Below are 12987 nucleotides of genomic sequence, written 5' to 3' on the forward strand. Positions count from 1 at the left end.
AATTAGTTTTAGATGTTTGTTTTGTTTGCTTTTTTTGGGTTATCTATATTTGTCGTTGAGTCCAATATTGGCTAAAATCATAGGTGTTATTTTTTCCAAACGGGTTTGTTTTGTTTTTTCTTGTTTAGCGCTAGCAATATATTCTATGAATTCATTTTGTTTGTATTTTGTAAATAAAAGAAAAGCCTTTTTTAATTCGGAATTAGCGTTTAGTGCATTTTCCAGATAATCAGACTGGAAAGTTTGTTTTTCTACTTTTATAGTTAATCCTTTTTCTTCAATAGCAATAGCTTCTTTAATATAAGTTAAAATATTTTTTTCATCTATTTCTGCTTTGGATTGAAAACGCATTTGTCTTAACGATTTTGTTTTTCCTTCTTGTGCATTAATTAATAAATTTTTATCATCTTTCAAAAACACACCATTATAAAACCATATCCCAAAATAAGATTTAAAACCACCTATGCCAATGATGTTTTTGTTGTTATGAGTATAAACAGCTGTTCCCCATTTTGTAGTTTCTACTAAATCGGTTTTTTCGATAATGGACTTTAAAGTTTCCAGTTCTTCCGCCCATTGATTGGTTTTATCCCAAACTTTTTTTTCTGACATATAGCTGTGTATAAAAAAAGAGGAAGCATGCTTCCTCTTATTCAATTATTTTTGAGCTGTTAATTCAGCAATTTTAACGATTACTTCTGTTGCTTTTACCATGCTTTCTACAGGAACGTATTCATATTTGCCATGAAAATTGTGTCCGCCAGCAAATATATTTGGACAAGGAAGCCCTTTATATGATAATTGAGATCCATCTGTCCCTCCGCGTATAGGTTTAATAATTGGAGTAATCCCAACTTCTTTCATTGCTTTTTCGGCAATTTCAACAATGTGAAAAACAGGTTCTACTTTTTCTCGCATATTATAATATTGGTCTTTCACTTCGGCAATACAAATATCTTCTCCAAATTGTTTTGCATATTGATTGTTCATTTTTGTAGCTATGGTATGAATTAAGTCTTTTCTAGCTTCAAAAAGGTCTTTGTCATGATCTCTTATAATCAATTGTAGTACGGTTTCTTCTATGTTTCCATTTAAGTGATGAACATGAAAAAAACCTTCGTAATCAGTTGTTTTTTCAGGAACTTCGTTTTCTGGTAGAGCTGAGATAAATTCGTTAGCCAAAAGCATAGAATTAATCATCTTTCCTTTTGCGTATCCAGGATGAACACTTTTTCCTTTGAATGTGATTTTTGCACCAGCAGCATTAAAATTTTCGTATTCTAATTCACCTATTTGGCTTCCATCCATAGTGTATGCCCAATCACAACCAAATTTTTCCACATCAAATTTATGTGCACCTCTACCGATTTCTTCATCTGGTGTAAAACCAACGCGAATTTTTCCGTGTTTAATTTCAGGATGTTGGATTAAATATTCCATAGCACTTACAATTTCTGTAATTCCTGCCTTATCATCTGCACCTAATAAAGTAGTGCCATCAGTTGTAATAATGGTTTGTCCTTTATAAAGTAGCAAGTCTTCAAAGTATGATGGAGATAAAACAATATTTTGTGTTGCATTTAAAACAATGTCTTTTCCATCATAGTTTTCAATAATTTGTGGTTTTACATTAGCACCTGTAAAATCTGGAGTAGTATCGAAATGGGATACAAATCCAATAGTAGGTACTTCGTGGTCTACATTACTTGGTAAAGTAGCCATGATGTATGCATTTTCATCTATGGTAACTTCTTGTAGACCAATTTGTTTTAATTCTTCCACTAATTGATTGGCTAAATCCCATTGTTTAGCTGTACTAGGTGTTGTATTTGAATTAGGATCTGATTCGGTATCAACAGTTACATAACTGATAAAGCGATCTATAATATGTTGCATTTTTATTTGTTTTTTTGTGTAAAGATACTTTTTTGCTACTTCTTATTCAATAAGTCCTGCTCTTTTTAACAAAGCTTCTGGTTTTGGTTCCTGACCTCTAAATTTTTTATATAGAGTCATAGGATGCTCAGTTCCACCTTTAGATAATACATTTTCTTTAAATTTTGTAGCTACATTTTTATCAAAGATTCCTTTTTCTTGGAAATAAGCAAAGGCATCAGCATCTAAAACTTCGGCCCATTTGTAACTATAATATCCTGATGAATAACCTCCTTGAAAGATATGTGAAAAAGAAGTACTCATGCAGTTTTCTGCTACATCTGGATATAGTTTAGTGCTTTCAAAAGCTTTTTCTTCAAAGTTTTTTATATGATTTATTGCTTCAACTTTTCCATGATAAGCCATATCTAATAATCCAAAACTAAGTTGTCTCATGGTTGCCATACCTTCTAGAAAGCTGGCACTCTCTTTTATTTTTTCAACATATTCTTGCGGAATAATTTCTCCAGTTTCATAATGTTTAGCAAATAAAGCTAATGCTTCTGGTTCATAACACCAGTTTTCCATTATTTGACTTGGTAGTTCAACAAAATCCCAATACACAGATGTTCCAGATAAACTAGGATATTTTGTGTTTGCTAACATACCATGTAAGCCATGACCAAATTCATGGAATAATGTGGTTACTTCATTAAAAGTTAATAAGGAAGGTTTAGAAGGAGTAGGTGGTGTGAAATTACATACATTAGAAATATGTGGGCGTTCATTTATTTTGTCTTTAATGTATTGTGATTTAAATGATGTCATCCAAGCGCCGTTTCTTTTTTCTTTTCTTGGGAAGAAATCAGTGTAAAACAAAGCGACAAGATTGTTTTCAAAATCTAATACTTCAAAGGTTTGTACATCGGGATGGTACTTGTCTATATCAAAAACTTCTTTAAAGGTTATACCATATAATTTTTCGGCAATGGTAAAAGCACCTTGTAAAACATTTTCTAATTTGAAATAAGGTTTTAATTTTTCATCATCCAAATTAAATAGTTTTTGTTTTAATTTTTCTGAATAATAAGCTCCGTCCCATTTTTCTAATTGTTCAATACCGTCTAATTCTTTGGCAAACAAGCTTAATTCAGCAAATTCTTTAGTAGCAGCAGGTTTTGCTTTTTCTAATAAATCATTTAGAAAAGAAGTTACTTTTTCAGGATTTTGAGCCATTCTTTCTTCTAATACAAAGTGTGCATGAGTTGCATAACCTAAAAGATTTGCTCTTTCATGGCGTAAACGGACTATATCTTTTATGTTGTTTTCATTATTATAATGATTGTCTTGAAATGCTTTTTTACCAGCGGCAAGGCTAATTTCTTTTCGTAGTGCTCTGTTTTCAACATACGTTACAAAAGGCAAGTAACTTGGGAAATCTAAGGTAAAGGCCCAGCCTTCTAGCGATTTCGATTTTGCCAATGCTACTGCTGCTTCTTTTGCACCTTCAGGTAATCCTTTTAAATCGGATTCATTAGTAATATGAAGTTGGTAATTGTTTGTTTCTGCTAATACATTTTCACCAAAAGTTAGTTTGAGTTTGGCTAATTGAGTGTCAATTTCTCTCAATGTCTTTTTTTGTTCCTCATTCAATAAAGCTCCATTTCTTACAAAGCCTTTGTATTTTTTATCTAATAAAGTTTGTTGTTCTACAGATAAGTTTAATGAACTTTTGGAATCATAAATTATTTTTATTTTTTTAAATAAATCTTCATTTAGCGTAATGTCATTACTAAACTCTGTTAGCAAGGGAGAAACTTCCTGAGCAATTTTTTGTATTTCTTCTGATGTTTCAGCAGCATTTAAATTGAAAAATAAACTGGAAACACGTTCTAGTTGGCTACCTGCAAAATCTAGGCTTTCAATAGTATTTTCAAAAGTGGGTTGGTTGTTATTTGCAATGATAGTATTAATTTCCTCTTTTGCTTCAGTAATTAATTGAACAAAAGCATCTTTGAAATCACTATTGTTAATTTTTGAAAAAGGAGCACTTTGATATTTTGTATTAAATGGATGTGTTAAGATATTCATTTTTTTATTATTTATATATGGAGCAATTATTGTTAAATTTTACTTGTTATGCATGATCTATATCGATAAAAAGTTTTTTTTTACGATTAAATGTATATATTTGTATAGTAAGGACATGAAAAATAATGTCTTTATATCTGAAATAGAATTTTTTTTATAGTTGTCACTTAATTGTGAATAGATTTTTATCCCGATGTTATTGTTTGCGTCGGGATTTTTTTTCAAAAATAAGGATTTATCTTACCTCTTTTCAAAAGTTTTCAAAAATAATAAAGCAGTTTATGGAATAAAATAAGAGATTTATAATTGAAAAAGGTTTTAAAAACAATCAAAAATGTATGATTTTTACCTTTAAAATAAGGCTTTCAAATTTTTTTTCAAAAATTATTAAAAATAGCCGACAAAATGTTTGTTTTATTCGATTAACTGATTATATTTGTAGCAACAAAAAAGATGTTACAAACACCTTTTTGTTCCCAAAATAGAATTTTTTTTATAGTTGTCACTTAATTGTGAATAGATTTTTATCCCGATGTTATTGTTTGCGTCGGGATTTTTTTATTTTAAGCTTTCTGAAGCCTTCAAAACAGCTTGTTTTAACCCTTCTTTGTAATCGATTATTGTTTGTAATACGTGACCATTATTACTACCAATAATTTGAGCAGCTAAAATTCCAGCATTTTTAGCACCATTTAATGCTACAGTTGCTACGGGTACACCACCTGGCATTTGTAAGATAGATAAAACCGAGTCCCAACCATCGATAGAATTGCTAGATTTTACAGGAACACCTATTACAGGTAATGGAGACATAGAAGCAACCATACCTGGTAAATGAGCTGCACCACCAGCACCTGCAATAATAACCGCAATGTCTTTTTTGTGCGCATTTTGACTAAAATCGAATAGTTTTTCAGGGGTTCTATGAGCCGATACAATATCAACTTCGGTTTCGATATTAAATTCTTTTAAAATAGTGATGGCTTCTTGCATGACTGGCATGTCTGAAATGCTTCCCATGATGATGGCTACTTTACTCATTTTTATTTGGTTTTATGTTGTTTAAAATGGTTTAAGCGTTTAATGTTATTTTTTAGTTGGAAATAGATAAATACAATTATCCAAAAGGTTATAGAATCATATATAAAATAATCTAAATTGGAACCATGTTGTAAATCTCTTTCATCTAACAATAATGTATAATAAAATTTAAAAGGAAACCTAGCGTTATATTAGGTATCTCTTTATATAATGAAAATAGTAAAATTTGAAATAGAAGAATAATAAAATTAATTACACAAAAAGTAACAAACGCATAAAAGCTTATTTTGAAAAATGTCTTAAACATTCGATTTCTTTTTGTTTTGGTACTCTTGAAATGCGGCAAAACTACTTGAAAACAAAAAATGATATACCGCTAATGAGTAAATGAAGATTATTTCTAAAATTAAAATGTTTCCCATTACAGCTGTTTTATAATTAAATAAATTATATACAGAAAATACTATTCCAAAAGTAAAAAGGACTATAGCAATATTTTTTGCCCAATTTTTACCAATGTAAATACTGTATAATAAACCAAAAGTTAATACAAAACGAATTATTTGTTGTATTAGTTTTTTAGAATCTATTTCAAGTTGTACTTTATTGTAGAGATAAATAGTATGAATGGAAATTAATAAAATGCTTATGGATATAAGTATAGTTCTTCTTCTTCCTGTTTTTATTAATTCTGTCATCTTTATCTTTACGTAATACTTATCACTCGTATGCTATTCTTTACTTCTTCCGCAATTTTTCTTGCTTCCGCCATGTTTTCATTCACAATAGTAACGTGTCCCATTTTTCGGAAAGGTCTAGTTTCTCTTTTTCCATAAATATGTGGTGTTACACCTTCAATAGCCATGATTTTATCAATATTTTCATAGTATACTTGACCCGTGTGTCCTTCTTCTCCTACTAAATTAACCATAATACCAGCAACTTTACTTTCGGTATTGCCTAAAGGTAAGTTTAAAATGGCACGTATGTGATTTTCAAATTGTGATGTATAACTTGCTTCAATACTATAATGTCCTGAGTTGTGAGGTCTAGGAGCTACTTCATTAACTAATATTTCATCTGTTTCAGTTTGAAACATTTCTACCGCTAATAAACCCACATGATTGAAGGTTTCAGAAACTTTTAGCGCTACTTCTCTTGCTTTTTGAGCAACGGTATCATTTATTCTCGCAGGACAAATCACATATTCTACTTGGTTCGCTTCAGGATGAAATTCCATTTCTACCACAGGATAGGTGTTAATTTCTCCAGAAAAACTTCGTGCAACAATAACGGCTAATTCATTTTTAAAAGGAACTAAATCTTCAGCCAAGCATTCTACATCTGGGAGTTTTAATAAATCTAGAGCCGAACGACAAATTTTTACCCCATTACCATCATAGCCAAATTGCGCACTTTTCCAAACAAAAGGAAAATCCAATTCATCTTTAGCTAAGCTTTCTCGTAAATCGTCTAAACCTACAAATCGTAAATGCTTAGAAGTTGGAATTTCGTTTTTAACGTATAAATCTTTTTGCTTCCCTTTATTTTGGATTAGGCGAAGTGTTTTTGGTGAAGGAAAAATAGGCAAGCCTTCCTCTTCTAATTTGTCTAAGGCATCTAAATTAACATTTTCAATTTCAATGGTTAATAAATCAACCAGTTTTCCAAATTGGTATACCGTATCAAAATCCATTAAGCTACCTCGATAGAAATTATTACAACCAAATCGAGCTGGTGCTTCTTCACTTGGATCTAAAACAAATGTTTGAATATCAAATTTACGAGTGTCATATAGCATCATTTTTCCTAATTGACCACCGCCTAAAATACCTAGTTTAAAGTCTGATGAGAAATAATTCATTGTTGTGTGTGAACCGATTCTACCGGTTTCTTTTTTTGTTGTTTGTAGTTAGTTCTGCAAAGATACTTAGACAAATACTATTTCACAATTGCTTCGTTATTAATTTTTTTTAAAACCTCTTTAGCAACGGCTTTGTAAGCAGCAGAATGCGAACTGTAATCTTGTTCTAAAATGGTACGTAACTCTTCTTTTATCCAAACTTTTTTTTTGCTAAAATTGTACAAAGCTCTTATAGCGTAAGCTTTTGTAGCTACCTTTTCTTCTTGGATTAACCAATCTAAGCAGGTTTCAATGAGAATTTGTTCTTGTTTATCTGTGAGTTGTATTGTACTACTTTTTGAGATAAACAAACAAATTTTTGAAATTGACCGTAAAGCCGAATCATGATGATATAACTTTACTTTTTCTACAAAAGTGGTTAAATGCGAAATTAGTAAATTGATATCTTTTTCTAGGACAAGTTCTAATGCCCAACAAGCTTTAAAGTGAATTTTATTTTTTAAATCAAATGCAAAAAGGAAAAGTTCAGTAAGAGCTTCTGTGTTAGATAAAGCAACTTCGCAGAGTTCGTCTCTGGAATGCCTATGTGCGGTACTGTTTTCTATTTGTAAATAAAAGGATGATTTCATTTGATAAAAATAGTAAAAATTAGAAAAAAACATTTCAATTAGTAATGCTTAATAGGTATTACTTTCTTAAATTTGTTCCTTTATTTTTAAAACTAAATCCTGTGATTCAACTACATGATAAACATTTTGAACCATTCATTTCTTCTGACGAAATTGATTTTGCGATTCAAAATATGGCCAAACAAATGGATGACGATTTTTTTGACGAAATTCCTGTTTTTATTGGTGTTTTAAACGGTTCTTTTAAAGTTATTTCCGATTTAATGAAATATTACAGAGGGATGTGTGAAGTGAGTTTCGTAAAATTAGCTTCTTATGAAGGGATTCAAACTACAAACCAAGTAAAGCAACTAATTGGGTTAAATGAAGATTTAGAAGGTAAAACGGTTGTTATTGTTGAAGATATTGTAGATACAGGCAATACAGTTGAAGAATTGAAAGCTATTTTTAAAGAGAAAAAAGTGAAACATTTAAAGATTGCAACCTTATTTTTTAAACCTGATGCATACAAAAAAGACATAAAATTAGATTATGTAGGTATTCGTATTCCAGATCGATTTATTGTAGGTTTTGGATTGGATTATGATGGTTTAGGAAGGAATTTACCCGATGTATATCAATTAGCTAAAGAAAATATAAACACACCAATGATTAATATAGTTTTATTCGGAAAACCCGGAGCTGGAAAAGGAACACAAGCCGATTTTTTAAAAGAAAAATATAATTTAGTACACCTTTCAACAGGCGATATTTTTAGATACAACATAAAAAATGATACAGAATTAGGAAGATTAGCCAAAACATATATGGATAAAGGCGATTTAGTTCCAGATGAGGTGACCATACAAATGTTGCAAAGTGAAGTAGACAAAAACCCACAAGCAAAAGGCTTTTTATTTGATGGTTTTCCGAGAACCATAGCACAAGCTGAGGCTTTAGATACTTTTTTAAATTCTAAAAACCAAGAAATAACTGCAACAGTTGCATTAGAAGCAAACGATGAAATTTTGGTTCAACGATTATTAGAAAGAGGTAAAACTTCAGGAAGACCAGATGATCAAGATGAAGAGAAAATTAGAAATCGTTACGACGAATACAATCAAAAGACAGCACCTTTAATGGATTATTATAAAGCACAAAATAAATTTAAACCAGTAGATGGAATAGGTGAAATTGCTGAGGTAACTGAAAGGTTAAGTTTAATATTAGACACTTTTGTATAATATAAAAAAGTTTACAACTACATTATTATCTAAAAGCTATGTTTTTGTATAATCAAACATAGCTTTTTTTATAGAAACAAATATGGAAATACTAATTGTTTTATTTTTGATACTCTTAAATGGCGTTTTTTCTATGTCTGAAATTGCTTTAATTTCTTCCAGAAAGAACCGTTTGGAATCGGCCGCTAAAAAAGGAAATAAAAAAGCGAAAGTCGCTTTAGATTTAGCAAATTCACCCAATACATTTCTATCAGCAGTCCAAATTGGGATTACGCTCATTGGTATTTTAACAGGAATTTTTTCAGGTGATAAAATTACAGCTGATGTTGAACAGTTTATTGCTTCTTTTTCTTTTTTGAAGGCTTACTCAGATACTATTGCAGTAGGAATAGTAGTTATAATTTTGACTTTTTTTTCCTTAGTGCTAGGAGAGTTGTTACCGAAACGAATTGGATTAAACCACCCAGAAGGGATTGCTAAAATTGTTGCAGTTCCAATGCGACTGATGTCTACAATTACAAAACCTTTTATATGGCTTTTAACTGTTTCAACCGAGTTTTTATTGAAAGTTTTGCAAATAAAGCCTACAACAGACGGGAAAGTAACCGAAGAAGAAATTAAAGCAATAATAAAAGAAGGAACAGAAGTAGGTGAAGTGCAAGAAATAGAACAAGATATTGTTGAAAGAGTGTTTCACATAGGCGATCGAAAAGTAAACTCATTAATGACGCATAGGAGTTATGTTGTTTATTTGTCTTTAGAAGATACAAAAGAGCAAATAAAGAATAAAATAATTGGGAATTTGTATGCTATTTACCCTGTTTGTGTTTCTAATTTAGACAATATTATAGGACTAGTAACTTTAAAAGATTTATTTGGAACTATAGATAATCCAGATTTTGATTTAAAGAAAATCATGAAGGAACCACTGTATTTTATAGAATATACTTCTGCTTATAAAGCATTAGACAGTTTTAAAAAATCGAAAAAACACACCGCATTTGTTACTGATGAATATGCTTTATTTCAAGGTGTTATTTCATTAAATGATATATTAGAAGCTTTGGTTGGTGCTCCTTCTGATTTTGATGAAAATGAGTTTAGATTGGAGCCATCTGAGAATGGAAAATGGATTGTTGATGGAGGATATTCTTTTCATGATTGTTTAAATTTCTTCCAAATGGGAACCGATTGGCTCGACTATGATGTTGCTACTGTAAGTGGTTTTATTATAAAAGAACTAGGAGTAATACCAAAAGTGGGACAAAAAATGGTATGGAATAAGCTTAAATTTGAAGTAACGGAAATGGATGGATTAAAGGTAGGTAAAGTTGTTATTTCTAATATAAAAGAAGAGTAAAAACTTTTTTACTATCAATATTTTTGGGTTTGAATAAATAAACTAATCTTTTTCAAATTTTTAATTTTAACTTTGCAAAAAAATAGACTAAACACACTTTTTAAAAAGAAGCGGTTTTAACTATACAAATGTTTAAAATGTTATGACAGAAGGGAATTTTGTAGATTATGTAAAAATTTATTTGGCTTCAGGAAAAGGAGGGAAAGGATCTACACACTTACATAGAGAAAAATTTATTGAAAAAGGAGGCCCAGATGGTGGAGATGGTGGTCGTGGCGGTCATGTAATTTTAGTAGGAAACAAAGGGTTGTGGACGTTATTTCATTTGAAGTTTTTACGCCATGTAAAAGCAGGTCATGGAGGAGATGGAGGAAGCTCTAGAAGTACAGGAGCTGATGGTGAAGATAAAATAATTGAGGTACCATTAGGTACAGTAGTTAAAGATAAAGAAACTGGAGAAGTACTATTTGAAATTACCGAACATGGAGAATCTAAAATTATTGCTAAAGGAGGCAAGGGAGGTTTAGGAAATTGGCATTTTAGAAGTGCTACAAATCAAACGCCACGTTATTCTCAACCAGGTCTTCCGGGTGAAGAATTAGATATTATTTTAGAATTAAAGGTTTTGGCAGATGTAGGCTTAGTAGGATTTCCTAATGCAGGAAAATCTACTTTGTTGTCTGTTTTAACTGCAGCAAAACCAAAGATAGCCGACTATCCTTTTACTACTTTAAAACCTAATTTAGGAATAGTTGCATATAGAGATTTTCAATCTTTTGTAATCGCAGATATTCCAGGTATTATTGAAGGTGCAGCTGAAGGAAAAGGATTAGGACATTATTTTTTAAGACATATTGAGCGTAATTCAACATTACTTTTTTTAATTCCAGCTGATGCAACAGATATTAAAAAAGAATATGAAATTTTATTAGACGAATTAAGACGTTATAATCCCGAGATGTTAGATAAAGACAGATTGGTAGTTGTTTCTAAGTCAGATATGTTAGATGATGAGCTGAAATTAGAAATGAAAATGCAACTAGATAAAGATTTTAAAGGAGTTGATTATATGTTTATTTCATCTGTAGCGCAACAAGGGTTACAAGAATTAAAAGATAAACTTTGGAAAATGCTCAATGTAGATAAAGTATAAAAGAAATAAAAAAAAGGAATGATATTTTGTCATTCCTTTTTTGTTTACTGAAAATAAGATTTTTTTAAATTTTTCCAATAATGTCTTGTTTGTATTTGTTTAAAAGTGCCTTGGTCATTCCTAAATTTACTTTATTAGCATCTACTGCAAGATAAATAAAATAATCTCCCGCGTCTGAAATGTCAATAATGTGAATTTGAGATGATAAATTAATCATTATGTTTTCAATTTTTTGATCTAGACCTAAAGCTTTAATTGCGCTTAATTTAGCTTTAACTACTTCTAGGTTATAAGCAGAAGCTAGTTCTGGATCAAAAGATGAGTTAACAGATAATGAATAATATGACATTCCAGTTTTTACTTCTGTAATGCTTACAGCGATAAAACCAGAAACATTGTTTTTTAAGTCCTCTCCGAACTTAGATAAGAAATCTGACATGTTTATTTAATTTTAAAATTTAGTTTACGAAGTTTTCTAAGACTTTAATTAGTAGGCCTAATCTTGTAATGTCGCTTGTAATGGCTATCAAAAACTGTTCTTCATTTGTAGTGTTTGCGATGATAAGTAAGGATTCGCTTTTTAAAATGATTTGATTTAATTTTTTTTGATCTAACTCTTCAATTAGTCCTTGGCACATTTCAACAATAATATTAGTCATTGCGGAGAGCGTTTCAGGTTTGTCTAAATTTACCGAATCTATAAGTGTTCCTTTTTTATCGAAGAGTAGAGCAGCGTCTATAGCAGTTTCTGAAATTAATTTTTGTAACATATTCGCTATCATATATTTATTTGATACAAAGATAATTGGTTTTTTTTTGTTAACGTTAAAATTATTACACTTTTTCTGTAATTAGTGTTAAAATATTTTGTAGCTTTGATTAAAATTATTTGAGATGGAAAACCAAAAAGATTTAGAAGCTCTAAAATATTCCTTGAGCTTAAAGTTAGAAACTTTTAATAAGATTCGTTTTGGATATGCAGATGAATCATTTAGAAATCAAGAAATTAAAAGAGAAGAACCTATTTTTAATGCAATTGAACTAGAAGAGGAAGGTGAATTAGTAGGAGTAGAGAGTGGTATTGATTTTGTTGCTCAATCCACTAAAAAGCCAGAATTTAAATCTGCAATGAATTTAACTAATTTAGGAACTAGCTATTTTGGGAGAAGAAGACGATAAATAGAAAAGCGACTATACTATGGTCGCTTTTCTATTTTTTTATTTCTTAATCTAATTTTGGAATTCGAAGTACTTGACCAGGATAAATTTTATCTGGATGGTCTAACATAGGTTGGTTTGCTTCAAAAATAATATTGTACTTATTTGCGTCTCCATAGTATTTTTTTGCAATTTTTGATAACCATTCTCCTTTTTCAACTGTGTGAAATTGCGCTTCAGGTTTTGGTTCGGGAGCAATAACTTTCATTTGGTTATCAACTGTATCAACTCCTTCTACATTACCAATAGCTAATATTATTCTTTCTGCATCTTCTTGTTGTTCTACATCACCTTCAACAACTACATCATCACCTTTTAAGGTTATTTTTATATTTTTATATTTTAATCCCAAAGCTTTAACGTGTTCTAACAGTGCACTCGCTTTTAAGACTGCTTTTTCTTCTACTGGTGCTTCTTCTTCCTTTTTGCCAAAAAGTTTAGCGCCCGCATTTTTTACAAATGAAAATAATCCCATAATTTAAAGTTGTTTATTTGTTACTACTCAAATATACTAAAAATGAAATGATTATTTT

Annotated in this window: 14 protein-coding genes; 4 read left to right on the plus strand and 10 right to left on the minus strand. The window is 30.3% G+C overall.

All coding sequences use genetic code 11. The features are described from left to right. Nucleotides 1-39: 39 nt before the first annotated feature. The 7 genes from CX675_RS05415 to CX675_RS05445 form a co-directional block, all read right to left on the minus strand. On the minus strand, nucleotides 40-612 hold the full coding sequence (locus tag CX675_RS05415; protein WP_130734201.1) for a YdeI family protein: 573 nt from the start codon (nucleotides 610-612) through the stop codon (nucleotides 40-42). 45 nt (nucleotides 613-657) lie between these two features. Continuing rightward, the gene (gene pepT, locus CX675_RS05420) at nucleotides 658-1896 is read right to left on the minus strand and encodes a peptidase T (protein ID WP_130734202.1); all 1239 of its coding nucleotides are present in this window, start codon (nucleotides 1894-1896) and stop codon (nucleotides 658-660) included. Between the two features lie 42 nt (nucleotides 1897-1938). After that, nucleotides 1939-3966, minus strand: coding sequence for a M3 family metallopeptidase (locus CX675_RS05425; protein ID WP_130734203.1), 2028 nt, complete (start codon nucleotides 3964-3966; stop codon nucleotides 1939-1941). Nucleotides 3967-4524: 558 nt separating this feature from the next. After that, nucleotides 4525-5007 carry a 5-(carboxyamino)imidazole ribonucleotide mutase gene (purE, locus tag CX675_RS05430; protein ID WP_130734204.1) on the minus strand — a complete coding sequence of 161 codons (483 nt, stop codon included), beginning with the start codon at nucleotides 5005-5007 and terminating at the stop codon, nucleotides 4525-4527. A gap of 299 nt (nucleotides 5008-5306) precedes the next feature. Next, nucleotides 5307-5705: a hypothetical protein gene (locus CX675_RS05435; protein WP_130734205.1), complete on the minus strand. Its 399-nt coding sequence runs from the start codon at nucleotides 5703-5705 to the stop codon at nucleotides 5307-5309. Between the two features lie 8 nt (nucleotides 5706-5713). Further along, nucleotides 5714-6871: a 5-(carboxyamino)imidazole ribonucleotide synthase gene (locus CX675_RS05440; RefSeq protein WP_130734206.1), complete on the minus strand. Its 1158-nt coding sequence runs from the start codon at nucleotides 6869-6871 to the stop codon at nucleotides 5714-5716. A 77-nt stretch (nucleotides 6872-6948) separates the two neighbouring features. Continuing rightward, nucleotides 6949-7500, minus strand: a complete 552-nt coding sequence (locus CX675_RS05445; RefSeq protein ID WP_130734207.1) for a hypothetical protein — start codon at nucleotides 7498-7500, stop codon at nucleotides 6949-6951. 44 nt (nucleotides 7501-7544) lie between these two features. On the opposite strand from CX675_RS05445, the gene CX675_RS05450 reads away from it, so the two are divergent. From CX675_RS05450 to obgE, 3 genes are all read left to right on the plus strand, one after another. Beyond that, nucleotides 7545-8723, plus strand: a complete 1179-nt coding sequence (locus tag CX675_RS05450) for an adenylate kinase (RefSeq protein WP_130734208.1) — start codon at nucleotides 7545-7547, stop codon at nucleotides 8721-8723. Between the two features lie 82 nt (nucleotides 8724-8805). Then, nucleotides 8806-10083 (plus strand): hemolysin family protein, encoded by a 1278-nt coding sequence (locus CX675_RS05455; RefSeq protein ID WP_130734209.1) that lies wholly within the window; start codon nucleotides 8806-8808, stop codon nucleotides 10081-10083. Nucleotides 10084-10225: 142 nt separating this feature from the next. Further along, nucleotides 10226-11236: a GTPase ObgE gene (gene obgE, locus CX675_RS05460; RefSeq protein ID WP_130734210.1), complete on the plus strand. Its 1011-nt coding sequence runs from the start codon at nucleotides 10226-10228 to the stop codon at nucleotides 11234-11236. A gap of 64 nt (nucleotides 11237-11300) precedes the next feature. Here the strand turns inward: obgE and CX675_RS05465 are convergent, their stop codons facing one another. Further along, complete coding sequence (locus CX675_RS05465; protein WP_130734211.1) at nucleotides 11301-11675, minus strand: hypothetical protein; 375 nt, start codon at nucleotides 11673-11675, stop codon at nucleotides 11301-11303. Nucleotides 11676-11694: 19 nt separating this feature from the next. After that, nucleotides 11695-12018, minus strand: coding sequence for a roadblock/LC7 domain-containing protein (locus CX675_RS05470; protein WP_130734212.1), 324 nt, complete (start codon nucleotides 12016-12018; stop codon nucleotides 11695-11697). A gap of 112 nt (nucleotides 12019-12130) precedes the next feature. On the opposite strand from CX675_RS05470, the gene CX675_RS05475 reads away from it, so the two are divergent. Then, nucleotides 12131-12415 (plus strand): hypothetical protein, encoded by a 285-nt coding sequence (locus tag CX675_RS05475; protein WP_130734213.1) that lies wholly within the window; start codon nucleotides 12131-12133, stop codon nucleotides 12413-12415. Between the two features lie 46 nt (nucleotides 12416-12461). Here CX675_RS05475 and lysM read toward each other — a convergent pair whose 3' ends face one another. After that, a complete protein-coding gene (lysM, locus tag CX675_RS05480; protein WP_130734214.1) occupies nucleotides 12462-12929 on the minus strand; it encodes a peptidoglycan-binding protein LysM in 468 nt (155 codons plus the stop codon). Nucleotides 12930-12987: the final 58 nt, after the last annotated feature.

The organism is Flavobacterium sp. J27 (genome assembly GCF_004303025.1).
In the GTDB taxonomy this organism is placed as follows: Bacteria; Bacteroidota; Bacteroidia; order Flavobacteriales; family Flavobacteriaceae; genus Flavobacterium.

Bases quoted from the DNA above. Each gene is read 5' to 3' on its own strand.
- pepT (WP_130734202.1), bottom strand. From the start codon at position 1,896: ATGCAACATATTATAGATCGCTTTATCAGTTATGTAACTGTTGATACC.
- CX675_RS05455 (WP_130734209.1), top strand. From the start codon at position 8,806: ATGGAAATACTAATTGTTTTATTTTTGATACTCTTAAATGGCGTTTTT.
- CX675_RS05450 (WP_130734208.1), top strand. From the start codon at position 7,545: ATGCTTAATAGGTATTACTTTCTTAAATTTGTTCCTTTATTTTTAAAA.
- CX675_RS05445 (WP_130734207.1), bottom strand. From the start codon at position 7,500: ATGAAATCATCCTTTTATTTACAAATAGAAAACAGTACCGCACATAGG.
- CX675_RS05465 (WP_130734211.1), bottom strand. From the start codon at position 11,675: ATGTCAGATTTCTTATCTAAGTTCGGAGAGGACTTAAAAAACAATGTT.
- CX675_RS05475 (WP_130734213.1), top strand. From the start codon at position 12,131: ATGGAAAACCAAAAAGATTTAGAAGCTCTAAAATATTCCTTGAGCTTA.
- CX675_RS05470 (WP_130734212.1), bottom strand. From the start codon at position 12,018: ATGATAGCGAATATGTTACAAAAATTAATTTCAGAAACTGCTATAGAC.
- purE (WP_130734204.1), bottom strand. From the start codon at position 5,007: ATGAGTAAAGTAGCCATCATCATGGGAAGCATTTCAGACATGCCAGTC.
- CX675_RS05435 (WP_130734205.1), bottom strand. From the start codon at position 5,705: ATGACAGAATTAATAAAAACAGGAAGAAGAAGAACTATACTTATATCC.
- CX675_RS05425 (WP_130734203.1), bottom strand. From the start codon at position 3,966: ATGAATATCTTAACACATCCATTTAATACAAAATATCAAAGTGCTCCT.
- CX675_RS05415 (WP_130734201.1), bottom strand. From the start codon at position 612: ATGTCAGAAAAAAAAGTTTGGGATAAAACCAATCAATGGGCGGAAGAA.
- obgE (WP_130734210.1), top strand. From the start codon at position 10,226: ATGACAGAAGGGAATTTTGTAGATTATGTAAAAATTTATTTGGCTTCA.
- lysM (WP_130734214.1), bottom strand. From the start codon at position 12,929: ATGGGATTATTTTCATTTGTAAAAAATGCGGGCGCTAAACTTTTTGGC.
- CX675_RS05440 (WP_130734206.1), bottom strand. From the start codon at position 6,871: ATGAATTATTTCTCATCAGACTTTAAACTAGGTATTTTAGGCGGTGGT.